The sequence below is a fragment of the Microcoleus sp. S13_B4 genome, from assembly GCF_036700885.1.
Classification (GTDB): domain Bacteria; phylum Cyanobacteriota; class Cyanobacteriia; order Cyanobacteriales; family Microcoleaceae; genus Microcoleus.
On the sequence record NZ_JAUBPU010000013.1, the window covers coordinates 22,093 to 45,207 of the forward strand.

The window sequence follows — 23,115 nt, forward strand, 5'->3', positions numbered from 1 at the left end:
CTTGTTCCTGTTCCTGTACCAAGAAATCTACACCTCAATCTAGACAAGAGGAAAGAGCAATGATTCAGTGGTTGATTTCAATTTTTACCGCTCCCGCCAATCCCTATCCTGTGAGTTCAGCTTCAGTATTTATGACGGGGGTTTGCTAAATGTTAGTGTTCATCAAGTTCAGCAAGAGGAAGAATGGAGCCAACGAATGATATGAAAACCATTCTTGAGTTTCTGAAAGAATTTGGAGTAGGTAGTGTACCCGAAATTTCATTCTGTACTCTAATTCAAGAATGGCGTGTTGAAATCGATGTCCAAGATATGGGTGATGAAGGTTGGCTGGAACTGTCAACTAATGATCAAGAACACACAGTCGCAAGAATTAAACAATCATGAATGACCAATTTTCTAACGATTCACTCACAGATTCTACAGATTCTACAGAAATTACTGAAGAATCTGGAAAAGGCTCGATATGGGTGGGTTCTTTAATTTGTGGTGCCGTTCCAGCCCTTATTGTAGGTTTCGGTGCAGTTTGCTATCAAACTGGGTACAAAGAAGCTGTGAATGAAGCGCGACCGACGATCGTTCACGGCAACCAAACAGTTAATAACCAGAAAATTTATCAAATTGCACCATCAATCGGTAGTAACAATAACAACAGTCATAACAAATAGGAGATGAGATGGGACGTAAAAGCATCCCCGACATGACTTATGAGGAATTAGAAAAGGAACATCAAAAAAATACCTTTGCTAAACAACGACTCGCAAATCAGTCGGAAAAAGAGACTGACAGCAAAATTCAGCTAGAACTGACTAGACAAATTCTCTCTTTAGCCAGACGGAATGAACGCTTAGTTAAACAGCAACTGGTGTTAATGAAAGGTCAACTTTATGAAATTTCTAAGCCAAAACCTGAACCTAAACCTGAACCTCAAACGAAAGCAAAAAAAGTACAGCCAAAAAAGGCAAATTGAAGAAAGCGGTCGAAATGTCGATCGATGAACTCCAAGCAGAAATTGAATCGAACAACGCCCGCTGTGAGGAACTAGAAAAACCGAGAAAATCATCTGACATTAATACACGAATTGAGGCTGACAACGAAATTAAAACGTTAGCCAATCGGACAACGAAACTGGGTCAGCAAAAGATTGCGTTACTGAATCATCAAATATCTCTACTAAAGCAAGGAAAATTATGAAACCAAAGCCAAAACCCAAACCAAAGCCAATATTACGGGGGGAGAGGATACCGAAGAAAATCAAGAAACAGAACTATTACAGACCGGGTTTTGTCTATATTTTCCATGACCCGTTGGCAGTGCTAGCAGAGGGTATCACTATGTGCAAAGTCGGCTTAAGCGGGACACCGAAACGACGCAGATACTATCTTTCAGAAGAATACCAAAGCAATTTAATCATCAAGGCGATCGCACCGACAATGAATATGAGGCTGACCGAAATTGTCATGCACCAAATATTAAAAAAACACAATGTTTTAAGAAAACAAGGGTTGGATGGATATACTGAATGGTTCGCTGTCAATTCCCTGAGAATTATTCAGATGCGGGCATCGCTGTATTTGGTAGCTATTGCTATCAATTTTCTTTATCTGGTGGTTGTGGTTGTGATAATTTTGATGATCGTTCAAATAGTTGTAGAAAATTAACAATGATTCAAAAAATGTTGAACTTAGTACCAATAGAGATTCTTCGTCAGTTGCATAATGAAGTCGTAAAAAATTTACAGCAACGAGAAATGATTGGGTGGAATAAATCAGAGCAAGGGGAACCATCTTACTACTCAGGCGTACAAATCAAAATTACTCCCAAAGCTCGACTAGATTATTGGGATTGGGATTGGATTATCTACGACGGGGAAGGTGTCAACATTCTCAAAACTGGCACAGCAACAACTGAAAATGATGCCTATGATTTAGCTATGACATGGACTAATAACTTTATGAGCGAGGATGATGAGATTAATTAGAAACAGAAGGAACAAATAGATGCTTGATTGGTTATTCGGAACAGCGAAAGTTGCCAATAGATATTCTCGAAAAGTTTACGTTATAACCAGCCGTCACGCAACAAAAGTTTTTACAGTTTACGGCGACACTGAAGTCTGCGCGATTCGGGCGCTGAAAGAAGTCGAACGCCAGCTACCCAGACCCGCACTGGGAGAGGAAGTAGAAATTAAAACTTATTTAGAATAAGCCATGCTTGACGAAATACTGAGTTTGTTTCCAGAGTCGATCGTCAGCCACGTTGTCGAAGTTTTATCGAGTCATTTGAAGAGTAGACCTGGATATTTTCAAGTGACTGAAATTCAAGCCAAAGACCATGAATACTTAGGTTTATGGATAAGTATTCAAAGCTGGAAAATTAACGATAAATTCCATTGTTACTGGTACATCCGGGATTGTCGAGAAACCGTGATTCAACAAGGAAGTGCTGGTAGTCGAGATGATGCTCTCCTTATTGCTCAAAGACAAATTGATGATATTGACCTTTTCTTCATTCATCACAAACGTTCATCAACTAGAAACTGAAATGCTTAAACAAGTTTTGAATTTTCTGCCAGTCAACCTTCTTCAAAGTATTGGTAGCTCGATCGTAGAAAACTTACACGATCGAGATGAGTTACGGCACTGGACACCGGAACCAAATGAAACCGCTGGCGAAACTTTTTATTATATGGGACTAGAAATCAAAATCGTTCCCTGTGCAAGGTTGAATTACTGGTACTGGTATTGGTTCGTTTGTAATGGTCAAAATGCCGACATCCTAACAAATGGAACAGCTACTACCGAAAATGATGCCATTGCCCTAGCTCTGAAATGGGCGAATGCCTTTCTAGCCGATGATATTGATACTTTAGGTGAGGAAGAAATAGATGTTTGATTGGTTATTAGGCAAAGCTCAACCCATCAATCAATATTCTCGAAACATTTACGTTTTCAGCAGCCGTCACCCAACCCAAATTTTTACATTTTACGGTGACGCGGAAATTTGCGTTATTCAGGCAATGAAACAAGTTGAGCGCCAACTTCCTAAACCCGAACCGGGAGAAATGGTCAAAATTACAGCTTACCTAACACCGAATGGTTTACCAGAATAATGCGTAAAAATTTCAAACCAATACTGAATCTGTTGCCTGATTCGATCGTCCTGTCGTTCACCAAACAGTTGTTAATTTACCTAAAACTCAAAGGTGCAATCACAGAATGGGTAATAGATCCTCCACTATCGGATGAATATGATCATTGTGGATTGATTATCCGTTTGAGATGCTTTCACATAGATGGGGATGAACGCTGGAGCGAACAATGGATCTGGTATGTCTACGACGGTATGTATCGGTTTCTCGATCAAGGCATGACCTACGATTGCACCTCTTCCCTCAAAGCCGCCAAACAGTGGATTAACGATTTTATGAACTATGAGGATGAAGAAGAATCTCATGAGGTAAGTAATGTTAGATAGAATCCTGAATCTGTTGTCAGCTCACACCGTTAGCAATTAAGAGGAAAAATAATGCAACAACTACTTGACCAAGAACAAGATGTATTGACTTACCTTCTCTCAACGCTAGTCGGTGGCGCTCTTGATGCTGAAGGTGAGCAAATGTTGGATGAGGTTTTTGGCATCACAACTGCTAATTTAAACCAACTTACTCCCCAGGGCTGGGCTGCGATCGGCGATCGCGCAATCCAAGCAAAATGGTTTCTTGACCACATCACCGAAATCAAAGAGAAATTCAAGCTACTCATTGACGCACAAATCTGTTTCCGTGAGTTCCAAGGCTGGCTGATGGAAGCTGGCTATAAAGGCGCTGAGAAAATTAAGAAAGCTCAGATAGATGTTGCCGTTGCTCGTGCCAAGTATGGCGCAACAGTTGAAGTCGAAGATTATCGACTTACCAAAAAGCAAGAACAATTCACAGAGGAAACTGTACAAGATAAGCTTTTCTGGGACAACACGGTAATTGCTGCGATCGCCAAGAAAGTTGCCGAAGTTGACGCAGCCAGTATAAAGATGCAAGGAAATCCAGAATTTGCTCAACAGTTAGCAGAGTGGAAAGATCAAGAGAGCAATATCTATAAGCAAGCTGCATACGGTTTGAAACACGGTACTCATGGCTTGAGCCATCCAGCTCTCGGCGGTTCGACTTCTTCTCCACTCCAAATTAGTCAGTCTAATTACTCTCAACCTCAATTTGTTTCAGCTTCAGGTTCAGGTTCAGCTACACAACGATGGCGTTCCGCCCCGCAAGCTACGGCAGTACAACGCTCAGCAACAGCCAAAGCGAAGGATTCCATCAACGTAGCGGTTAACTGGTCAGGCGACATGGCAGGCAAAGTTAATGGTGTTGCTTCGCAGATAAATCGTGGTTTCTCAAAATTTACTAAATTTTTCAGAGGTGAAAGTTGATTATTTCTAAAGGTCACGTTTTCAAAGTCGTCAGCTCGATCGATTACAAGAACGGCGCTGCTGCTACGACAAACACAGGCTGGTTAACGACAGATGACCATCACCCGGGAATCAAAGTACCCAACCGTTACGGATATTTAGTAGTTGCTGAAGCTTCGGCAATCCAGAATATCGAGATTTGCTCCAATTGTTGTCTGCTCTACGGCAAAACCTTCAATAAATGCACCAACCATGTTTTTACAAACTCCACAATTACCACAAAACCCGAAGCCTGCTGTACAACAACCACAGCAACCTAAAGAAGAACTGGTTTTCAAGCCGTCAGCGGAACTGAAACACCTCAAAAATGTCAACAATTGGCTATTTTTGGTAGTGAAGTTCTCGATCGGCATCGGCATAGCAAATTTATTCCGGCTCTTTCCGTCACATCTTTTCTTAGGAATCGTGGCGATCGTCATCGGCTCTCTCAGTCTGTTTTTCATGTCGCCAGCCGATCGCACTTATGTCGGACTCTGGCGGACTGGCGGTGCAGCACTGGCGATCGGAGGCATTCTCTGCTTCTGGGATTTGTATTATCTCCTGACCTGGCAGCATGGTTTGGCGATCGCAATCTTTATCATCGTCGCTATGTGGATCATTGGTGCTGGTAGTAAATAACACTTACCTCCCTGTTGCTACGGCTGTACTGATTTGAGTCAGCAGCAGGGAGATTTAAGTCTTGGCATCACTCATCAGTCATCAGTCATCAGTCATTAGTCATCGGGCATCGGGCATCGGGCATTGGGCATTGGATTTTGGGTATTGGGGAGTGGGTAAAGGATAGGAGTCATGAGTCATGGGTAACAGGGTAACGATCGGGTCATTTTTCGGAGCATTTTGCTGTCTCGGTCTGGCATTGATGCCGCTTCCTTTCGATCGCTGGGTGGGAGTTCGGCAAGCCAGCTCTCTGGCTGCGATCGGCTGCGGATATTTTGGCTGGCACGACAGCCAGAAAAAAAAGGAGCAGCTTGAACGGCAAGAGCTCTGGGAATTTGAGCAGCGACTGAAACAACTAGCTCTTGATGCTGCTGTTAACTCCGCCCTCACTGAGGTTCTAGTTGAGGAGGTAGTGGTCAAAGAGAAGCTTCGGGCTAATGCCTCTGTTGAGGTCTACAAAGCCGAGACTCAGCAAAATTATGTCCGGGTCATGGCTCACGATCACCCCACCATTCTTGAGCATCTTCTCAAAACTTCACAGCCCCCAATACCAGAAACAAAAACAGTTTTTGATTCTCAATCAGAAACAGAAACAGATTCTATTTCTGATTCTGTTGTTGATAGTGTTCCGGGCGGTGCAGCAAGAGAGAAAACAGTAGAAGAGAAGAGAGCGGAGTATATAGCTGCTGCCCGATCGAAGCTGTTGAAATTGATTGAGGAGCATGAAGGAGGCTGGATTGCACAACTGATGCACAAACCCCTCCTAATTTATGGGGATATGGGTAGCTTTAAAAGTTACTTTGCAGCTTTTTTAGCACTGTGCCGGCATTATTTATATGGTCACAAAATCATTTCGATTGCCGACCCTCACTTTCACCAAAATTATGATGAGTGCTGGAAAACTTTGGTTAAGTTGGGAGTTCCCGGCTATGGCGCAAATCAAAACTTTGATGAAGTTGGTCAACAACTTAACGCCATGTACGATCGATTCAAAGTCAGAACTCTAAAGGACGATTGGCTGACTTCTATCTTTGATGAGATGACACAATATGGCTTTGAAGAAGGTACGGCGGAACCGGCCAGCAAACTAACAAGAAAAGTTGTCGGCGACCCTCGCAAAGGTAAAGAAGCGCCTATCTTCATTGCTCATAATGATACTAATGCTGCTTTCGGCGGTGGTGACGGTTTTAGTAAATCTGTTAACTCAGGAGTTATCAAACTACAGTTACGATCGGACAGCAAATATCAGCCACTTTTCAAAGGAACTATTTCGGGCATCAAAGATGAAGAGGGAGAGGGCATCAAAGATTTACCTATTTCTATTTTGCCGTACTGGATACGCCCTGAATGGGTCTATGAGTTATTTAATGGCTTTAGTTCAGAGTCTGACAATCAAGTTATTAGTAATTCAGAAGTTGACCAGAAACCTGATTTAAACCTTAGCTTGCACAACACAAAAAGTGAACTACAATCTGAGAGACTACCTGAAATAGAATCGGACATAGAATCGGACATAGACAAACTAAATCGGGCATTAAATCAGTCAGTATCGTGGGATTATTGGTTAGCAGAATCAACCACTGAAGAACTCGCTCGACAAATAGACTTACACCGATCGCAAGCCAGCCAAAACCCAGATAATTTACCAGATAATTCAGCAGATAAGTCAGGTGAAGAATTATCCATGTCCGATAACCTTATCAAATCCGAGATAACTCCGAAAGCCTTACCCAGAGAGGATTATCCAGTTACCTGGGATGCCGAAGATTTCGCAAGATTACTGCCAAATGAGTCAGAAAAAGCAGTTTTTGAGCGCATTTTGGAATTATCCGATAAATATACAAGTGCCAGCAAACTCATACAAATCGGTTTGGGTTTCACCCAGGGGAGAAGGAAGCCTCGAAGTTATTCAGATGTAGGAAAAAAGTGTTTTCACTACATAGTAATGAAGTACGGAACACCCTCTCTGATTGCTAAATTCAAGGATTACTTGGAAAAGAGGTAAGTCTAATTATTTGTCAATTCGAGCGTAGTACATCAATCCAACAAAACTAGGAGAAAAGATGCGTAAACCAACCCCAGGCGAATCAGTATTTTTGGCGGGAACATTGACAACAGCCATACTCACAACTGCTGAAGTTGTCCCCAATGTAATGCAAGAATTTAAAGAGGACGCGCATCAAGCAAGTCAAGAATTGAAGCGCACAAAGTCTGCAAATCCAGCAGACACTTTTACTGCTGGACTAATCATAGGTTTGGTTGGCGGAGCCGTAGGAACAACAAAGGTTATATCGGATAAAATTAATAATCCATAATGACCCAAAAGTAAATCTCATAGTAAAATCATTTTAAGTTGTGATTTTACTATGAGATTTATGGATCAGTTAGCAGTTTTGTTTTTTCTATTAGGTATTTTGACAGGAATCTTAGTGATACTATTCCTCCGTCAATTCATCTAGTAATTTTGGAAATCCTCTGAGCTTAACAATGCGAGGTGGTTTATTGCTAAAAAAACTCCAAACAATTAATGCAAGCCCAGCAACAAGCTGACCGTCTTCATTACTAACACGTTTACAAGCGATAAGCAATTCTGCGATGCCTGCGATCCCTCCGAAAATAGTTGACAAAATATCTAATTGATCCTGAGTAGGTTTTTTAAACTTCATAGTTTTCTAGAGTAATTTAGTCTTCATCTTCATCGTCAAATTGTCTTTCGATCGATTCAATAATATTGCACGAGCCAATATCCAGTTTTTTTTCAATAGCCTCCATTCTACATTCTAAAGTTATCCATCGAAGTTTATTCATATCTTGCCAGCGCCGTAACTTAAACGCAGTAGATATTGTATCGCTTTCTTGTTTTTTGCTAAAGTTGTGACAAAACTTATCAATTTTGTAGACTAAATCAACCTTAATTTGTCGAGATGCTAGCCAAAAAATATAAGTTGAGATGGTTGCAATAATACCGATCGAACCCGCAACATAATCAAGCGTTTCTTGCTTCATTTTTCCATAGATTAGAGTTTGTCACCTGGAATGATAGTTGTTGGAAATACAAAATTTGGGTCAGCAATATACCGTGGGTCAGACTTGACGCGATCCATAAAATCAAAGTGTTCGTCAGGATCGCGACCTACAAAACATCCAGCTCCGGCTTTGTGAATGTCGTTCTTAGGGTGTCCCCAACCGTGGTGCTGATTTATGCCGAAGTAACCTTCATCGATCGCATCCCCAGTCCTCATCATGTCCCGGTTCCAATCTCGGTAAACGCGAACAGGTGCAACCTGGATAAGAGCTTCGTGCGGGTGAGAGTAACCGTGAAGGCCGACTTGCCAAGCTCGATACTGCCCAAAGGCAATTCTAGCGGCACCGTTAGGGTTCATCGGATTGTCGGTGTAGTAGTAGCCCGGTTCGGTTGTTGCTTCCCAAGCACCTTCGATCTGGGGCAATCCATCATAAAAAACTAAAAGCAGTCGGGCATCATTGAAATGATTTGGAGTATCGGCATTGAGGGTTCCGTCCGGGTTCATCCCTTCGACATAAATTATGTTTTTTTCTCCCGCTCGTGTAGCCAGTTGGTAATTTTTGGCTTTCATATAGTTAACAATTTTTTCAGCTAATTGCATTGTTTTTCAGGATAGATTTAACTTTTTGAACTCGTAAGGAAGAATTAGGTCAGGCTCTGACCAAAGCCCTAATTTTTTACGATTAGCAGCAGCAGTTTCTGTAATGACACCTCTGAGTACAGTCAATTCTCGGGTATTGTAGGCAAAGCGATTAAATGGCATATAAGTAACTGCCATTCCAGTTTTGCATAACTGAATTTGTATGTTGGTTGCTGCCGATATTTTGTCAAAGTAACAATCGCATACCCAGCGATCGTATATATCTTTCTCGATCGGAACCGTGATTATTGATTTTCCTGCTACATAATTCATCAAAGCTGTCTTAGCTTTTTGTGCCCATTCCCAGTGTTTAAGTATTCCGGGGTCGGTGCTAGTTTGCCCATTTTTTTGAGATTCAGGTGAATCTATCCACCGCAATCTTACTCTTAGTTCTGCACCTTGAGAATCGAGCGATAAAGTATCACCATCAAATACCAATTTAGAAAAGCAGTTATAGACAGTTCCTGGTGTTATCATGGTAGCCTCAAAAGTATTTTATCTATTGTAATTTTATTTTAAGGCTTGATTAATGCTATTGAGAATTGACTAAAACAGGTTCGATCCAAAGCCGTTTACTATCTCGCCAGCGCTTACCCTCACCTGATTCTAACATCCTCCAATGTCCTCGTCTCCAGTGAGTACACGGAGAGAAATGAGTTTTTTTGTCTGCGGATATTACCGAGAAAGGTTGATAATTTTTACCCAACCATCGGGGATATCTGACATTAGAAAAAGTGCAATTGATAGGCTGGAATCCTTTATTTTTTCTCTTGATTTCAGATTCAGTAACGGACATCAATAAATCTGGTGAAAATTCCAGAGCCAACAACACATTGATTACTAAGTTTCTGATGCGTTGGAGGAAAGCTTTATCATCGATCGATATTGTATGTTTACCCAAACTCTCATTTTCATCGTAAATCAAACTACCGTCAGCTTTGACCGCAGTTCCTGAAGTCCAGACAGTTTCTAATGAATCTACGGTGCAAATCTGAAAATATAGATTGTGTTCTAGCGAAAACGGTTTAATTTGAATGTTGTGCCAGCTACCAGAATTCCACTCAGGATGTTCACAATCGCTACAAGAGATTGTGAGATAATCCACTTCACCGCCGTCCGGTGTGTGGATAAATCCTTTAGGTATGGCTAAGAGAAAAGTCGGTAAGGACGGTAGCCAGCCTGCAAGGATACCAGGTTTAGCAAGCGCATCGGTTCGATCGAACGCTGTAATTAATTGCTCAGTCAAGCAATAAATAGGAGCATCTTTGATAAACCAAAGAGCTGTTCGGTAGCTATGAATAAATGCCGAAATATCAACTTTCGCATATTCAGAACCGCAACTTGACAAAGCTACCGAGACAATTCCGCTCAAAGTATGCCAGTTGATGTAGTTCGGAGGCATTTTATAGGTGCGATCGCCTCTGATTTCTTTAAGCAAATCTTTCTGGATTTCCTCAAAGATTTTCAGGCTGCGATCGCGATTAAGATTTTTTTCGTCAAAAATGATTGATTTTAGTTTCATGATTGATTTCAAATGTTAACGTAAATGATTCGCGTTTTCTCCGCTGGTATCCGTCTTAAATTGGCTTTAACTCCATAGCTAAGATCGTCATGAACTGCCAACATATAATCTGCCGATGCGCTACGCGCCCGCAAGCTACGACTCATTAGGATATCTTGACGTGGATATCGACCTGCATCAATGATTGGATATCCAAAACCTATACCGCTTCCCGCTTCATAAACTTTAACGTTAGGATATTCCAAAACATTTAAAAATGTTAATGCTAACTGATCAAAACCGCGATATTTCCCCATTAAAATTGTAGCATTGAGCTTCATAATATTGTGAATTCGCGTCCACATTTCCTCGTTCATTTTCTCAAGTCTTTCGGTTCCCGTGAGAAATACTTGCATAGATTTAGGCTCCAACTAATTGAGTTGAGGTTTTGAGTTAATTGACTATTACAAGCACGATGTAACAGTCAATTTTTCTGATGATTTGTTAGATTCTTTTAAGAAGCATGGCAATTCGATCGTATCGATCGGCATGATAACCGTTATCAAAAAATCCAAACTGATAATGAGAATAGTTGATGCCGAGTACCGAGATAACGCAGTAGTGGCTGTAATAAGGGAATAATACTGAGCCTAAATATGGCTCAATATATTCCACCTCAAACAAAAGTTTCGCTGTTAGTTTTTCATACTGTTGCTGAGTGTTTTGTCCCAAAAATTCTAAAATCTCAATGTCCATTGGTCAACAATTAGCTAAACACTACCCCTCTACAGCGAAGCTCCACGACTGTAATAATTCAGTTGTTTGACTTCTGTAAGTTGATCGATCGACCACATCTTGGCTAACAATTCACCAATTTCAGCATAAGTTTCGGGAGACTTAGCAGCTTCAAATCCCTGAGTTTTTTTTACAAGACAACAGGTGTTACGGTAATAGCGAAAAAGTCTTTGTAGCTCTGGTTTAATATTCAATCTATCCCAACGTAGTCGATTAGCTAATCTTACCGCTGGTCGATGCGCTACGCGCCCGCAAGCTACGTATTGGATGGCTGAAGGATGGATGAAAGAATCATTGGAATCGTCGATTTTTGTGAGATAGGGTAGTGACATATTACTGTTCCTAGAAATCACTACCCTACAGGAAGCATTACTTATTAGCTACCTAGCACCACGACTGTTATGATTTACTTTTCTGTCTTCTGTTACTTGTTCGATCGACCACAACTGAGCCAAACGCCGACCAATTTCTTCATACTCTTCGATGCGAGAATGATAAAAGCCATATCCTTCATCACATCTAAACGTTAGAAAGATAATACATTTGTCGTCATAAGAAGGGTACATTTCACCCAATACGGGCTTAATATGTTCCTTTTCCCAGCGAAGTTTAGCTGTTAATTTCTGAAATACTAAGTCTACATCAAATCCAGAATCAGAAGTAGACTCAGGATTAGACTCAGGCTTAGGCTCAGGCTCAGGGTCACGAAACTTGTCATTTTTATGGGGAATGCGAATTGCCATAATTATTTACCACGACTGTTGTGATTGATTTTTCTGTCTTCGGTTACTTGATCGATCGGCCACATTTTTGCCAACCGCCGACCAATTTCATCGTATTTGTCTAAGCAATCTCGATAGATTCCATAGCCTTCTCCTACATACTCTTCATCACAGTTAGGAGTTAGAAAAATATAGCAGTAGTCTTTGTAATAAGGAAAGAGTTCATCCAACTCTGGCTCAATATTATTGATTTCCCAGGATAGTTTAGCCGTAAATTTGGCAAACATTGATTCCTTCGACTTTGAATCAGAAGTAGCAGAATTAGAAGGCTCAGGCTCAGGTTCAGGATTAAACTTGCCATTTTTGTTGGGAATGCGAATCGCCATATTATTTGTCCACAAAACTTACAATTTTACAGCGAAGCACTATTTACCAGGACTGATGTGTTTGTGATATTGCCTTTCCTGTTTCCGTTGCCGTTACTGATCGATATGGCAAGGAATGCAAACGCATTCAACTTCTAAATGGTTGACGGCATCGTAGCCTTTATAGTGGTCATATTCATGGAGTCGTAGCTTGCGGGGCGGTACGCCATCGGGCCCTAAATGACCGCAATCTACACACGGGATATTACGTGCACGCGGTAATTTATTGCGGGAAACTGCGTAATTCACCCGGTTGCGGGGTTGGTTTTTGTCGCCGTCTCTGCCGGGAACCGGGGGGAAGCCACGGGGTTTATTTATACCGACTGGAATAGGCTGATACAGCAGATTCCACGTTTATGAAGTACCCCGCCTATCGTTCTATCCCCGTAGGGACACGGCATTGCCGTGTCCCTACACTTCATCAACCTGGAATACGCTGTATCTTCGTCGATCGAAAGCTCGACGACAGATTTTGCAACGGTTGTCTTTGCCGTCGCGGGCACTGGCATCATGATTAAACCTGTTCAGCTTGAGCCAGCTTTGACAGCCAAAACACCATTTCAGACCCGACTTAAGATTTTGCTGATATTCTTCAACAGAAATTCCAATCTTGCCAGCAGCGATTTTTTGTCCGCCAAGTTTAGTGAGTGCCATATTTGTTGATGTAGGTAGTAAATAAAAGAAAAACCTCTGACCTATGCAAATAGTTTGTCAGAGGTTTTTTCTCAGGCAGGATTAGAGAGAGAGAGAAGACGACAACATTTGTCTCGGAACAGGAAACTGACGAAATCTCACATCTTCGGGAAATTCTTCGATCGTTCCGCCCTTTTTATCTTTAAGCTTCAGTTTTTGGTAAGTAGTTGCTACTCCGTCGATATAGCAGGCGCTGAGGATGGGGTTTGAGCCAAGTTGTTTGACAAATATCGCCACATCTTCAGCACTTTGACATTGCCTGACCATGAATCGAATCCAGTCAAGGTCACAGGGACGCGCACCAGGCCCGGATTCACCGCCGATAATTACTTGGTCGATTTGATCTAGCCATTCTTTCTTAATCGTTACCCGTTCTAGTAAAGGCTCACAGCTCAGAAACCAAACTACTGATTCTGTTTCTAAAAGGTAAGGAATTCTTTTAGTACAGTCTTGGTTCTCGATCGTCGTGCCAAGCCAGAGATTCGGAATCGGCCACACAAACTCTGCCGGGGGTAATTTCAGTTCCCGTCTCAAGTCCTCAACAGTTTTTCTGATTCGTTCTTTTGCTGATCGAAAATAGTCCGGCATCCGCTCCGGGCGTTTTGTCAGAATTTGGAAGGTGTGCTGGGACGCTATCACCATATAAGCAAAAGCTAAATCCAGCCAATCATTACTGATCCAATCCCCGAAGCAATCAGTCATGGAGAAGATGAAAATTCTCTCACCTTTCTTCATTTTCACCAGCTTCTCCATGATGATTGAGGAGAAAACCATGTTGACAGGAACTGTCCCGCTGTAGGCTAAGCCACTGGCAAAGACGAAGTAGTTGCTTAGATTCATTGCTTCGGCATAACAATGAAGGCATCCTGGGCTGATTTTATGGCACCAGTGTCCGCCGTGTCTGCCATCGGCTTTGACCAAATGGATGGGATTAGCCGTGATGCCAGTCCACTGAATATTGCTCATGTGTTTTAGATGTTGGGGTAATCACGCGCGCGTGATAATTAACGTGCGCGTGTGTATGTAGAGAAATGAGAAACTAGCTAGTTACAGTGATATCCAGGTCATAGACCGCATCAGCTTCAATGAACTTTTCTGACGTGTGGCTTCGGATGGCTTGGTCAGACTTGAGGTAGATAGTGCAATCGCCATCGGTTCCGTTGCCATTCGTAGCTTGCGGGCGCGTAGCGCATCGAATGTGCCAAGCCCAAGATACTGTTTCGACTAATTCAGCGGGAGAAGAATCTGTGACCCATTCCCAGTCAGACTTTTGAAATTCAGGCAAAAATTCTTGACCGTTTTCTTCGGCAACAGCTACAGCTTTTTTCAGAATTTCTATCACATATTCCTTGAAGAGTTTGGCAATGTGTTCTTGATTGCCTGTTGTGCTAGTTATTTTGATTGTTTTCAGCATCAGATTACCTTTCTTTGACAGAAGAGCGAGTTAATTGGGTCAGCTCGTAAGTTGCGATCGTAAACAATTAAAATTGGGAAGAACAACACTTCAAAAAAATCGTGTCCTCCCCAATTTTAAGAATTATTTACCTTTGAGCTGCTTAGTCTCTGTTACTGGAACAGCAAGGTCTGCAACTGGAACTGTTGCACCGCCCAAGCACATCTGCTGATTTTCAACTAAGCGAGGGTCGCTACAGTAATCTATCCCGGATTGTTTCATTTCGTGAATCTGACGGACAACTTTCAGAGCTGCTTCATCAAGAGCGCTGGAAGGAGGGCGAAGCGTCGTTGCCACATAGTGGAACGGCCCATGTTTACCCTCTGTAAGGGTCAGTTGAAATCGAAAAATATTGGAGAAATAAGCTTCCGAAGCTTTGCTCCTCGCATATTCGTTGTGATCGCCCTGCATCCCCTCCTCAACCCAGGAATTGAAAGCCGATCGACTAAATACCTCAATCAGTCCCTTCATCCTGTCCTGAGACTGACGATGAATCAAGAAAGTTGAGAGTTCACTGCATTTCTCATGGAAGAAGGTTTTCATCTCACCTGCGACTGGGATACCCCAGACTTCGGTAAATTGCTCATTGATGTAATGAGGTTCAAATGTCAGCGTTTTGTTATCGATCGCACAAATTGCCATCTCAACAAAGTCACCACGGGTCAAGCCCGCTTTTTCAGCTTTACTGACATTCATGCCTTTGGTATCGCCTGTTACGAAGCAACCGAAATCTTTACCACAAGATGCGCGATATCGGCTAGCGATACCAGGAATTCTGAATGCAAATCCGTCCATCATTATTACGTTCATGATTTTAGTTCTGACTAAGTTTGAGATGAGTTTCTGTTTTGGTTTTGGTTTTTGTTTCTGTTTCTACCAATGGTAAAAAAGAATCAAAACCTCAAAGCGAAGCATTACGATCGCTTTGGGTATATCTATTAACTTTACCGCAGGTTGCCATTGCCTTGCTATTACGCAAGCCAATGACAAACTGCCAAGTTAGACTCGCATTTCATTCAATCTTTCATCCTGACAGAAATCTATCTCAGAGTTTAGGATATCGTCAGCAACTTCTAAAGCATACTTTTCGATAGCATTAACAGGATTGCGAGGAAAAGCGTTTACCGTGAAGCCTTTCCCTAGGTCAGTCTTGAATGGCAGAAAATCTAATTTATAGATTTTGCCAGGTTCGATCGGTGGTAAATCACGCTTTAACGTAAGCACAGTTGAAAGTGTTCCGCCCGAATCATTGACGACAAATCCCCAAATTTCATTTACTGGTAAAGAGGCAAGTACCGAATCGAGTGTTAAGGTTCGGCTCTTAATCTTTACGATTGCCATATTCAGCGAAGAAAATTCTTGACTTTGTAAACTAAAGTGTCCTTTGACTCGATTTTCTTTGTAGCGGACAAAGGGCTGTACCTGAAAACTGGATTCATTGACTGTGATTGTTGTCATTGTAGAAATACCTGAATTGTCAAAAAATAAATCAACAACCTAAAGCGAAGCCTTTTGATGAATACTATCGATTTAGGTTTATTTTAACGCTTTAGGTAATGAACATAAACCGCTAAACCTGGCACTTTATGCTCAGTTTTCTTGATTTCGATCGCCCGCTGTTTCCGTAACGTTTCTAAATACGGAGAAGTGAGAAGCGCTTCATGTTTTGTTTCTGCTTCTGTAAGCATTTCTTTGATATCGTTGAGGTAAGATTCACTGTTGGCGATGGCGGTTGCGTTCGATCGACACAGTTTATCGTATTCGCGATTGATATCTTCGTCCAATCGGATAACGGTAAGGTTTTTGTCATCGTAGCGAGTTCTTAGCTGGATGACAATTTTCGCATTGTCGTCGTTAAATACAACGTTTTTGCGAGACTTTTCAGATTCCATAATCTCGAAACCTTCGAGAATAGCATCAGGTTCGATCGCTTCGGCTTCAACTTTTAATCTTTCAATTTGATTGCGAATTTCGGCAAGTCTTTTGAGATGTTCCATGATAGAATTGTTGTGTGGAAAATACCTGAAACTGAATCAAAAGCGGCTAGTCCTACGCTAACCGCTTTTTTTGTTGACTATTTAGCTACCAAGTTAAAGCATCTGCTGCTGCTTGTTGTGCAGTACCAGTAAACTGATCTTCAAGGCTAGAATTATCGAATAATCCAGCTTCATGAGCATCACCGATTTCTTGATAAACAGCTTCAACATCAAACTCTTGTTCGACGGCAGCTTGTAACTCCTCAAACGGTAGATGTCGATCGAAATGCTTGAAATCCTTGGTCAGATACCATTCAGGTTGGAGTTCGATCGACTCAAGATGATTCTCAATCCATTTCAGGAAGGCAAACTTAACTTGCTCAGGCATGAACAAACTGCACTGATGATGATCCATTGCCTGAATCCGATCAACAATTTCATCCAGATTGATCAGTTTGCCGATCGTTTCTAGAAGAATCTGATCTGATGCTTTGCCAAAAAGATTGGATTTGTCGGGTACTTTTGATTGAATTTTTGAGACAATTTGTGATAGAGTAGTCGAAGATGTGATGGACATATTGTTACCTTTCTTTGCTAGTTTTCGCGACAGAGTAGAAATCAGTACCCCAAGGCGAAGCCTTACACGAGGGGTACTTTTTTTACCTTTATCTTTCGTTTCAAGATGAAGTCAAATTAAGTTGGAAAATCTTATCATCAGCTTCAACGACATTGTAAATATCGTTGCTTATGTGTTCCATTTTGGCTTGAAACCAACGCACAAACGCTAATTTGACATCAGAATCGTCGTACATCTGACAGTCACAGATGCAGCGAGATTTAAGCGTTTCTACGATCGCATCTACATCTAGTATCTTTTCAACTTTTGAAAGATAATAGATATCCTCTTCTAACCAAGTTTGTTGCTTCTCGTATCGATCGGTAAATTCTTTCATTGAGAAACAGAAACGGAACATCACTCTCTCGCAGCGAAGCATTATTTTGTTTCTGTTTCTCAATGATTTCTAAACTGTTTCTGTTTCTGCTACTGTTTCTGTTTCTGTTTCTGTTTCTGATGTGGGATTGGCTAAAGCATAGGAATTCAGAAGATGAAGGAGACTAGCAGCAGCGACAGTAGTGTATTTGGTAGTCTGTGGTCGGTCAGTCTGGTCAATTCGCTTGATCAAATAGGAGCCGTCGGAGATGCGATCGCAACTGGTAATGTCTCCACGTTCGATCGCACCATTGGCAAGTTTGGCGATGCGACTGTGAATATGAGCCATAACTACTTTTTTCTTCATGTTGAGTTTGTGATTAAGTTTGTGGTTGGTAAAATGTCCCCCTTGATAAGGGGAGATGCGCCATGAAAAACAGCTAGAACAGGCTTAATTGTTGATGAGCAGGTTCAAGGATTACGAACCGAGATTCAGCAGGAATATACTGATAAATCAGCAGATTGCGATTGCGGGCCATCTTGAAAGTTGTGGCAGTTCCCCCTCCAACACCGTGAGGGTCGCCGGAGAAAACTGCTAGGCAAATATCCGATCGGTTGACCATCCATTGATTTCGGGCTTGCATAACACCAGCGCTGTAGGTCTGATAAAGGCATCTCTGTTCTGTGGCTTGTTCCAGCAATTTCTTGTAATGGCTTTGCTGATGTGGTTTCCAAAGTTTGTGTTGATCAGCGCAAGGAATCACGGCTGTCCATTTGAGTTTACGCCGAACTAAAATCTCTGCTGCAATTTGGTCAGTGCCGAGTGCCATGCCACACAAGAATTTAGTCACACCTTGATTCAGTGCCATTGTGATAAGTTTGTCAACTTTAAGATCGTACTTGAACCAACGATGTCCAGTAATCATCGCGGTGTGGTACTCTTTCACATCAAACGGTTCATCAAAATTGTATTGAGTCTTGCGGTTAAGACTTCGATTGACTCGTTGTTGTAAAGCAGAAATATTGCTTGCTGCCATGAGTTGTCACCTGAAAAGGAATCAACAACTCACAGCGAAGCATTACTTATTTCTGTGTTATTTCTTGGCTAATAAACTTGGCGAATGGTCAAGTTTAATCTGCCGTGGTTCTTCAATAAGTCCGAGGTTTTGGGAATAATTCTTTGGACTCCATGATAGGCTAAACGGCTGTCACCGTGCAAGATAACGACATCGCCCGATCGTAAAAGGATGCCTTCGAGTGGATCTTTGCGACTGCGGTTGCTGCCGATGACAAAACTGCAATCATCACCGAGAGATATCGAAATTATGCAGGGTTTGAGGTTGCTCTCGGTGTTATCTTGATGCAAACCTAACTTACTTTTCCCGGTGGCTGGGTAAAAGTTGATTAGGCAAGTTTCGGGCTGGTAATCAAATTCACCAACTAATTTGGCTAAACTTTGAGCAATGTCTATTAACTCTGTTGGCATTGCTGCGAATGGCTGATTATTTACTGGATTGATGGATGAGTAACGGTAGCCATTTCGATCGGATAGCCAGCCAACTATTCCGCAACTGGTTTGGCTACAGTTGAATTTCAGACCAGATGGCATTACAGGAATTGTTATCCCGCCGTTGGCTCTGGCTATATTTCGGATAAGCTCAACTAAAGCTTGTTGTTCAGAAACAGAGAAATAGCTTTTGAGGTGCAGCATAGTTTTTAGTTAGAAATCAACTCATTAACGCGAAGCGCTAGGTAACAGAAAATCTCCAGCGAGGGCTGGAGAATTATCTACTTACATTCAGATTTGCGAGAATCCATCTTCTGCTTGATGCGCTGTGGCAGACCGAGAATTGCGCCTTGATAGAGCCTATCGAACTCTTGCTCGAAGTGAGCGCCGACCGTGGCACTTTCCACAACCAACAGCGTTTCATCATTTGCCCGGTTGGCGGCTTCACTCCAGTTGTGAGAACCGGTGATGACTGTCGCTCCATCAACAACACCGAACTTGTGGTGCAGTCGATCGCCTACAGGAAGTTTTGGCATCCCGACCGTCGCCAGTGGCTGACTCCAGGGACGGTTTTCGACTTCCAACTTGCAACCTTCCAGTAGGCTAGCGCCCATCATGTCCATCGCTTCGCTGTAAGGACGGTAGACAAAACTCGAATCAACCAAAGCTTTGATAGCAACTCCAGTTCGAGACTGAGCTTGAAGTGTGTCTGCCAACTGCTGGGCAGAAAACACGAACAGCGCCAGATTCACGGACTTGGATGAATTGGCTAAAGTCCGATCGATTAATCCGTTCGGTGTTTGCTGCCAGGGAGTTTTCGCGGTCGCTGGCGAGAACTGAACTGCGACAGTTGCACCGCCAACAGAAACTCTGGCGATGGCGCTTCGCGCCCCGCTAGCTAACGGACGAATCGCTTTCTTGACACCAAACTTACTGTCTGGCTTTCCGCCAGGGCCGTCTCCCCACATCTGACTGAACTCTTCACTGAAAACTTTTGCCAGCTCCGGGCTTTGCATTTTCAGCAGATTGTTGGGATTGCCCCGACTTTCGGCGCTCTTGAAATCGCCGTGAATATCGCTGGTAGTGAAATTCGCTGAAGTGACGATGAGAGTTTTGCCATCAATGACAATGAACTTGTGGTGCATCAATCCGCTGCCTTTGCTGCCGTCAGCGGTATCGTCAATCATGGGGATTCCTGCTTCACGGACGATCGCCAGAGCATCACCGCTGGAGATTTCGGCATCAGACAGAGAACCGTCTTTATCGGTATCTGCGAGACTAACGAGTTCGGCATAGCGATCGCGCTCTCGCTTAGGCAATGCTCTCACCTGTGAGGGAGAAAGAGCAACGGGACGATTGTAGAGATTTTCGATAATCAACCGAACTTTGACACCTGAGCGATGGCGATGCGCTAGAGCTTGCGCTATCCGAGGCAAGCGAAGTTCTTGAACTGCGACATCGACACTCTCGCGAGCACTGTTGATGGAATAGACCATGAGTTGTTCCAAATCATGACCCGATCGCGTGACCTGACGATATGGCTCAGTGTAGCTAGAAGTCTGAGATTGATTGAAATAAACCTGAAGTGATGGATCTTGAGGCAATGCTTTGATGACTGGAGCTGCGGAATTTTCTTCTGTTGGTTTTGGTTTCATGAATTGATTGCAGGAAACGAAACCAGCGACAATTAAAAGTGCTAAAGCGACGATTTTCTTGTTCATGATATTTTGGGTTGATGAGTAATATTTACGTGGGTCTTAAAAAAAATCTCTAGCTTGTGCTAGAGATTTTCTTGTACTTGAACATTGCTATCTACAATCCTTGTCAGTTTTGATGACGACTTCGCCTTGATTGCCCAAAGCTCCGCCTCTAACCAAACAAAACTTCTTTCTTGACCAGGGATGGCTGAATGTGATTGTTCCATGCTGACCGTAGCTACCACCAATTCCGCTGTTGGTTTCGCTACTCCAACTAATCAAAGTTGCTACATTGCTGCCAGCTCTGCCTGCAACTCTCGCATCAATGCCTCTAAAAGTTGATTCAATCTTGACTCCGCTGGGCAAGGAGATTTTCTCTCCACAAACTCCACCCAAACACTCTGCGATTGCTGCTTTCTCGCCTGTGAAAACTGCTACGCTTCTTACTTGGCCATAATTGACAATTGCGTCATATCTGCTTTGCTTCGCTGTCTGAACTAACTGGACATGGGCTGCTGTGACTTTTGCATAACCAATCAATCCAGTAGCGCCTAACAAACCAAGCGCTGCTAATTCACCAGTAATAACGATAGATACCATTGTTTCAACTAAGTTAGCCATGAGAAATACCTAAATAACAACAGTGAGCTGCATTAACTACAGCTCACTCCCTCATCGCGAAGCGCCCTCACTAAAAAAATTCACCTCGCTCTTTCTCTTTCCATTTCTCTTAATTTGAAAGCCCCAACATCCATGACGGATATTGAGGCTTTTCTTTGGTATCGATCGGTACTAACTTACTTGATTAGAACTCATCAGTTCTATTGTTGTTGTTGTTGTACTCCTTCTTGTTTGCATAATATTCAGTACGAATCTGCATCAATTCATCTGGCGTATATCCAAGGTCGCTAACAAACGTATGGATTTCTGGCAGAAGCATTGTATGAATCTTGTAACCTTCCCAGTCACGCTTGAAAACGTCATACAAATCTAAGCCTTTGAGATCGGTATCATTCTCAGCTTTGAACTGACTCCAAGCCAAGATACGAATTGCATCTCTCAAATTGGATGCTTCTTTTTCTGATTTGGTCAAGATATTGATAGTCATGATAAACCTCTAAGTAAAGTAAAGTACAGAAAATCTAACTCAATCCCTTAAGGCGAAGCCCTACAAAATGCTTAACTTCACCATTGTTTCTTCATTCAGCGATTAGTAGATTAAGTCAAATACTTTCGATCGAAAAGAATCAAAAATATTTAACTTAATCTTACCATTGGCTGATGAACTAACTCACGCTAAAACAAATCGCCAACATCAAATTCTTCGTCAGGAACAGGAACAGAAATATTGCTATTAGCCGATGAATCGTTGACTTTCCGAGTAGGAGTAGCACTAACCGTAGCCGTAGTAGCACTCGTAGTAGCACCCGAAGAATTGTTTTTCTTTGCATAATAGGTCGATCGAATGCTTAACAATTCTACCTCGGTAAACTCTAAACTTTTGGCGAAAGCGATAAGTTCTTCATACGTCATGTCATGAAGTTTCTCATCTTTCCATTCAGCATCAAACACTGCATAACCGCCATACTGGAAATCTTTCAGTGATTCTTTGTTGGTAGATTTGTATTCTTCCCAGGCAAGAATACGAAGCGCATCAAGCAACAAACTACGCTTTTTGGCAGTCTTGGACATAAAAACAATAGCCATGATGGAATCCTTTGGTGTAAAGTACAGTAAATCTAGAAACAGGCAGAAAACCTCTCTCATCTCCCCATCGCGAAGCGACCCTAACAGAAAAACTACTGGGGTTCTTTCTTCTTTCTTTCGATCGATGATGGAAAGATAAACTAACCATCATCCATCACTCTTTAAATCAACGGTTAATCATGAACAAAAGTATCAGGATAAGGTTGTGCAATGGAGTAGTAGCATTCTCTGATAGTTAACAGTTGTTCGATCGAGAAACCTCTTTCTGCTGCTAGCTCTGTGAGTTGAGTCAAATCCATCGATCGAATCTTGCTCTGTTTCCAGCGACTGTAGAATCTGGTGTAACGCTGGTTTAAATCTTCACGAATCCGAGGATTTGTTTCAAAAACCTCCCATGCGAGCACCCGGAACGCATCACGCAGGCGTAGAGTTTCTTGATCAGTTTCAATTTGTGTATCTACTTGCATCATTGTTTTGTTCTCTCGTTACTTTTGGCGTTAATTTTGTTGTTACTGGTGTAGAAAAGGTCATTAAGAAGCTGGATGAGAGTTTCTTTGTTCTCGATCGCCACCCTGAGTGCGTAAGGAAAGAGCAAATCGCATTCAGTTTCAAAGTGCAGTTTGCCACTAAGACTAGACGATGCAAACGATACCTGAAGAAAACTAGCTCTAGGAGTTAGCACCAGTTGATATCTTCTGTCGCCTTTGTTTTTGTAAGCAACGTACTGCTGTTTGTTGAATCGCTCTAATTTGGTATTCTTTGCTATCCAAGACTCTGCGATCGAGAATAAACTTGTCCCGCCTTCGATGCAATGGATTTGGCTGGATACCAATTGAGGTACACCATCAACGACTTCAAATCGTTGAATTAAGTCGTAAACTATTCTGTCAGTCATTTTGATTTCTTGTGTGAATTGGATTCTGTA

General features: G+C 42.2%; 42 protein-coding genes. 15 read left to right on the top strand and 27 right to left on the bottom strand.

Annotated elements, in window-relative coordinates:
• Nucleotides 1–183 precede the first annotated feature (183 nt).
• The 15 genes from QT994_RS10160 to QT994_RS10230 all read left to right on the top strand — a co-directional run bounded on the left by QT994_RS10160 (nucleotide 184) and on the right by QT994_RS10230 (nucleotide 7,433).
• Nucleotides 184–384 carry a hypothetical protein gene (locus tag QT994_RS10160; protein WP_333174000.1) on the top strand — a complete coding sequence of 67 codons (201 nt, stop codon included), beginning with the start codon at nucleotides 184–186 and terminating at the stop codon, nucleotides 382–384.
• Nucleotides 381–665: a hypothetical protein gene (locus QT994_RS10165; RefSeq protein ID WP_333174002.1), complete on the top strand. Its 285-nt coding sequence runs from the start codon at nucleotides 381–383 to the stop codon at nucleotides 663–665. Before QT994_RS10160 ends, QT994_RS10165 begins: the two co-directional genes overlap by 4 nt.
• Nucleotides 666–673: 8 nt before the next feature.
• Nucleotides 674–967 (top strand): hypothetical protein, encoded by a 294-nt coding sequence (locus QT994_RS10170; RefSeq protein ID WP_333174006.1) that lies wholly within the window; start codon nucleotides 674–676, stop codon nucleotides 965–967.
• Nucleotides 964–1,191 carry a hypothetical protein gene (locus QT994_RS10175; RefSeq protein WP_333174009.1) on the top strand — a complete coding sequence of 76 codons (228 nt, stop codon included), beginning with the start codon at nucleotides 964–966 and terminating at the stop codon, nucleotides 1,189–1,191. The genes QT994_RS10170 and QT994_RS10175 overlap by 4 nt, the downstream gene beginning before the upstream one ends.
• Nucleotides 1,188–1,658, top strand: a complete 471-nt coding sequence (locus QT994_RS10180) for a GIY-YIG nuclease family protein (RefSeq protein WP_333174012.1) — start codon at nucleotides 1,188–1,190, stop codon at nucleotides 1,656–1,658. Before QT994_RS10175 ends, QT994_RS10180 begins: the two co-directional genes overlap by 4 nt.
• Before the next feature lie 2 nt (nucleotides 1,659–1,660).
• On the top strand, nucleotides 1,661–1,978 hold the full coding sequence (locus tag QT994_RS10185; protein WP_333174013.1) for a hypothetical protein: 318 nt from the start codon (nucleotides 1,661–1,663) through the stop codon (nucleotides 1,976–1,978).
• Between the two features lie 19 nt (nucleotides 1,979–1,997).
• Nucleotides 1,998–2,204: a hypothetical protein gene (locus QT994_RS10190; protein ID WP_333174016.1), complete on the top strand. Its 207-nt coding sequence runs from the start codon at nucleotides 1,998–2,000 to the stop codon at nucleotides 2,202–2,204.
• Nucleotides 2,205–2,207: 3 nt separating this feature from the next.
• Nucleotides 2,208–2,540 (top strand): hypothetical protein, encoded by a 333-nt coding sequence (locus QT994_RS10195; RefSeq protein ID WP_333174018.1) that lies wholly within the window; start codon nucleotides 2,208–2,210, stop codon nucleotides 2,538–2,540.
• 1 nt (nucleotide 2,541) lies between these two features.
• Nucleotides 2,542–2,892, top strand: a complete 351-nt coding sequence (locus QT994_RS10200) for a hypothetical protein (RefSeq protein ID WP_333174021.1) — start codon at nucleotides 2,542–2,544, stop codon at nucleotides 2,890–2,892.
• Nucleotides 2,885–3,109 (top strand): hypothetical protein, encoded by a 225-nt coding sequence (locus QT994_RS10205; RefSeq protein ID WP_333174024.1) that lies wholly within the window; start codon nucleotides 2,885–2,887, stop codon nucleotides 3,107–3,109. Before QT994_RS10200 ends, QT994_RS10205 begins: the two co-directional genes overlap by 8 nt.
• Nucleotides 3,109–3,474, top strand: coding sequence for a hypothetical protein (locus tag QT994_RS10210; protein WP_333174026.1), 366 nt, complete (start codon nucleotides 3,109–3,111; stop codon nucleotides 3,472–3,474). Before QT994_RS10205 ends, QT994_RS10210 begins: the two co-directional genes overlap by 1 nt.
• Nucleotides 3,475–3,525: 51 nt before the next feature.
• Nucleotides 3,526–4,422 carry a hypothetical protein gene (locus tag QT994_RS10215; RefSeq protein WP_333174029.1) on the top strand — a complete coding sequence of 299 codons (897 nt, stop codon included), beginning with the start codon at nucleotides 3,526–3,528 and terminating at the stop codon, nucleotides 4,420–4,422.
• Nucleotides 4,423–4,653: 231 nt separating this feature from the next.
• Nucleotides 4,654–5,079, top strand: coding sequence for a hypothetical protein (locus QT994_RS10220; protein WP_333174031.1), 426 nt, complete (start codon nucleotides 4,654–4,656; stop codon nucleotides 5,077–5,079).
• Between the two features lie 178 nt (nucleotides 5,080–5,257).
• Nucleotides 5,258–7,123 carry a hypothetical protein gene (locus QT994_RS10225; protein ID WP_333174033.1) on the top strand — a complete coding sequence of 622 codons (1,866 nt, stop codon included), beginning with the start codon at nucleotides 5,258–5,260 and terminating at the stop codon, nucleotides 7,121–7,123.
• A gap of 58 nt (nucleotides 7,124–7,181) precedes the next feature.
• The gene (locus QT994_RS10230) at nucleotides 7,182–7,433 is read left to right on the top strand and encodes a hypothetical protein (protein ID WP_333174035.1); all 252 of its coding nucleotides are present in this window, start codon (nucleotides 7,182–7,184) and stop codon (nucleotides 7,431–7,433) included.
• 120 nt (nucleotides 7,434–7,553) lie between these two features.
• Here the strand turns inward: QT994_RS10230 and QT994_RS10235 are convergent, their stop codons facing one another.
• The 27 genes from QT994_RS10235 to QT994_RS10365 all read right to left on the bottom strand — a co-directional run bounded on the left by QT994_RS10235 (nucleotide 7,554) and on the right by QT994_RS10365 (nucleotide 23,085).
• The gene (locus tag QT994_RS10235; RefSeq protein ID WP_333106795.1) at nucleotides 7,554–7,784 is read right to left on the bottom strand and encodes a hypothetical protein; all 231 of its coding nucleotides are present in this window, start codon (nucleotides 7,782–7,784) and stop codon (nucleotides 7,554–7,556) included.
• Between the two features lie 16 nt (nucleotides 7,785–7,800).
• Nucleotides 7,801–8,124 carry a hypothetical protein gene (locus QT994_RS10240; RefSeq protein WP_333106796.1) on the bottom strand — a complete coding sequence of 108 codons (324 nt, stop codon included), beginning with the start codon at nucleotides 8,122–8,124 and terminating at the stop codon, nucleotides 7,801–7,803.
• Between the two features lie 11 nt (nucleotides 8,125–8,135).
• On the bottom strand, nucleotides 8,136–8,744 hold the full coding sequence (locus tag QT994_RS10245) for a hypothetical protein (protein WP_333174037.1): 609 nt from the start codon (nucleotides 8,742–8,744) through the stop codon (nucleotides 8,136–8,138).
• Between the two features lie 6 nt (nucleotides 8,745–8,750).
• On the bottom strand, nucleotides 8,751–9,260 hold the full coding sequence (locus QT994_RS10250; RefSeq protein ID WP_333174041.1) for a thermonuclease family protein: 510 nt from the start codon (nucleotides 9,258–9,260) through the stop codon (nucleotides 8,751–8,753).
• Nucleotides 9,261–9,315: 55 nt separating this feature from the next.
• Nucleotides 9,316–10,305 carry a hypothetical protein gene (locus QT994_RS10255; protein WP_333174043.1) on the bottom strand — a complete coding sequence of 330 codons (990 nt, stop codon included), beginning with the start codon at nucleotides 10,303–10,305 and terminating at the stop codon, nucleotides 9,316–9,318.
• 8 nt (nucleotides 10,306–10,313) lie between these two features.
• Nucleotides 10,314–10,700: a hypothetical protein gene (locus QT994_RS10260; protein WP_333174045.1), complete on the bottom strand. Its 387-nt coding sequence runs from the start codon at nucleotides 10,698–10,700 to the stop codon at nucleotides 10,314–10,316.
• A gap of 88 nt (nucleotides 10,701–10,788) precedes the next feature.
• Nucleotides 10,789–11,040 (bottom strand): hypothetical protein, encoded by a 252-nt coding sequence (locus tag QT994_RS10265; protein WP_333174047.1) that lies wholly within the window; start codon nucleotides 11,038–11,040, stop codon nucleotides 10,789–10,791.
• 29 nt (nucleotides 11,041–11,069) lie between these two features.
• A complete protein-coding gene (locus tag QT994_RS10270) occupies nucleotides 11,070–11,411 on the bottom strand; it encodes a hypothetical protein (protein ID WP_333174049.1) in 342 nt (113 codons plus the stop codon).
• A gap of 48 nt (nucleotides 11,412–11,459) precedes the next feature.
• Nucleotides 11,460–11,822: a hypothetical protein gene (locus QT994_RS10275; RefSeq protein ID WP_333174052.1), complete on the bottom strand. Its 363-nt coding sequence runs from the start codon at nucleotides 11,820–11,822 to the stop codon at nucleotides 11,460–11,462.
• Nucleotides 11,823–11,824: 2 nt separating this feature from the next.
• The gene (locus QT994_RS10280; RefSeq protein ID WP_333174055.1) at nucleotides 11,825–12,187 is read right to left on the bottom strand and encodes a hypothetical protein; all 363 of its coding nucleotides are present in this window, start codon (nucleotides 12,185–12,187) and stop codon (nucleotides 11,825–11,827) included.
• A gap of 450 nt (nucleotides 12,188–12,637) precedes the next feature.
• The gene (locus QT994_RS10285) at nucleotides 12,638–12,880 is read right to left on the bottom strand and encodes a hypothetical protein (RefSeq protein ID WP_333174057.1); all 243 of its coding nucleotides are present in this window, start codon (nucleotides 12,878–12,880) and stop codon (nucleotides 12,638–12,640) included.
• 81 nt (nucleotides 12,881–12,961) lie between these two features.
• Nucleotides 12,962–13,885: a DUF5131 family protein gene (locus QT994_RS10290; protein WP_333174060.1), complete on the bottom strand. Its 924-nt coding sequence runs from the start codon at nucleotides 13,883–13,885 to the stop codon at nucleotides 12,962–12,964.
• A 73-nt stretch (nucleotides 13,886–13,958) separates the two neighbouring features.
• On the bottom strand, nucleotides 13,959–14,333 hold the full coding sequence (locus QT994_RS10295) for a hypothetical protein (RefSeq protein WP_333174063.1): 375 nt from the start codon (nucleotides 14,331–14,333) through the stop codon (nucleotides 13,959–13,961).
• 123 nt (nucleotides 14,334–14,456) lie between these two features.
• A complete protein-coding gene (locus tag QT994_RS10300) occupies nucleotides 14,457–15,182 on the bottom strand; it encodes a hypothetical protein (protein WP_333174065.1) in 726 nt (241 codons plus the stop codon).
• 189 nt (nucleotides 15,183–15,371) lie between these two features.
• Nucleotides 15,372–15,830 carry a hypothetical protein gene (locus QT994_RS10305; RefSeq protein ID WP_333174068.1) on the bottom strand — a complete coding sequence of 153 codons (459 nt, stop codon included), beginning with the start codon at nucleotides 15,828–15,830 and terminating at the stop codon, nucleotides 15,372–15,374.
• Nucleotides 15,831–15,913: 83 nt separating this feature from the next.
• Nucleotides 15,914–16,369, bottom strand: coding sequence for a hypothetical protein (locus QT994_RS10310; protein WP_333174070.1), 456 nt, complete (start codon nucleotides 16,367–16,369; stop codon nucleotides 15,914–15,916).
• An 85-nt stretch (nucleotides 16,370–16,454) separates the two neighbouring features.
• Entirely contained in the window at nucleotides 16,455–16,925 is a 471-nt protein-coding gene (locus QT994_RS10315; protein ID WP_333174072.1) for a hypothetical protein, read from the bottom strand.
• Nucleotides 16,926–17,025: 100 nt separating this feature from the next.
• Nucleotides 17,026–17,343 (bottom strand): hypothetical protein, encoded by a 318-nt coding sequence (locus QT994_RS10320; RefSeq protein WP_333174074.1) that lies wholly within the window; start codon nucleotides 17,341–17,343, stop codon nucleotides 17,026–17,028.
• A gap of 27 nt (nucleotides 17,344–17,370) precedes the next feature.
• Complete coding sequence (locus QT994_RS10325) at nucleotides 17,371–17,646, bottom strand: hypothetical protein (RefSeq protein WP_333174077.1); 276 nt, start codon at nucleotides 17,644–17,646, stop codon at nucleotides 17,371–17,373.
• 73 nt (nucleotides 17,647–17,719) lie between these two features.
• On the bottom strand, nucleotides 17,720–18,316 hold the full coding sequence (locus QT994_RS10330) for an SLOG family protein (protein WP_333174079.1): 597 nt from the start codon (nucleotides 18,314–18,316) through the stop codon (nucleotides 17,720–17,722).
• A 68-nt stretch (nucleotides 18,317–18,384) separates the two neighbouring features.
• Complete coding sequence (locus tag QT994_RS10335) at nucleotides 18,385–18,990, bottom strand: alpha-ketoglutarate-dependent dioxygenase AlkB (protein WP_333174082.1); 606 nt, start codon at nucleotides 18,988–18,990, stop codon at nucleotides 18,385–18,387.
• Nucleotides 18,991–19,067: 77 nt separating this feature from the next.
• Nucleotides 19,068–20,507: a phospholipase D-like domain-containing protein gene (locus QT994_RS10340; protein WP_333174084.1), complete on the bottom strand. Its 1,440-nt coding sequence runs from the start codon at nucleotides 20,505–20,507 to the stop codon at nucleotides 19,068–19,070.
• A gap of 87 nt (nucleotides 20,508–20,594) precedes the next feature.
• Complete coding sequence (locus tag QT994_RS10345) at nucleotides 20,595–21,104, bottom strand: hypothetical protein (protein WP_333174087.1); 510 nt, start codon at nucleotides 21,102–21,104, stop codon at nucleotides 20,595–20,597.
• A gap of 184 nt (nucleotides 21,105–21,288) precedes the next feature.
• Entirely contained in the window at nucleotides 21,289–21,591 is a 303-nt protein-coding gene (locus QT994_RS10350; RefSeq protein ID WP_333174090.1) for a hypothetical protein, read from the bottom strand.
• Nucleotides 21,592–21,779: 188 nt separating this feature from the next.
• Nucleotides 21,780–22,190 carry a hypothetical protein gene (locus tag QT994_RS10355; protein WP_333174092.1) on the bottom strand — a complete coding sequence of 137 codons (411 nt, stop codon included), beginning with the start codon at nucleotides 22,188–22,190 and terminating at the stop codon, nucleotides 21,780–21,782.
• 173 nt (nucleotides 22,191–22,363) lie between these two features.
• Nucleotides 22,364–22,660, bottom strand: coding sequence for a hypothetical protein (locus QT994_RS10360; protein WP_333174094.1), 297 nt, complete (start codon nucleotides 22,658–22,660; stop codon nucleotides 22,364–22,366).
• Entirely contained in the window at nucleotides 22,657–23,085 is a 429-nt protein-coding gene (locus tag QT994_RS10365) for a hypothetical protein (RefSeq protein WP_333174096.1), read from the bottom strand. The genes QT994_RS10360 and QT994_RS10365 overlap by 4 nt, the downstream gene beginning before the upstream one ends.
• Nucleotides 23,086–23,115 lie beyond the last annotated feature (30 nt).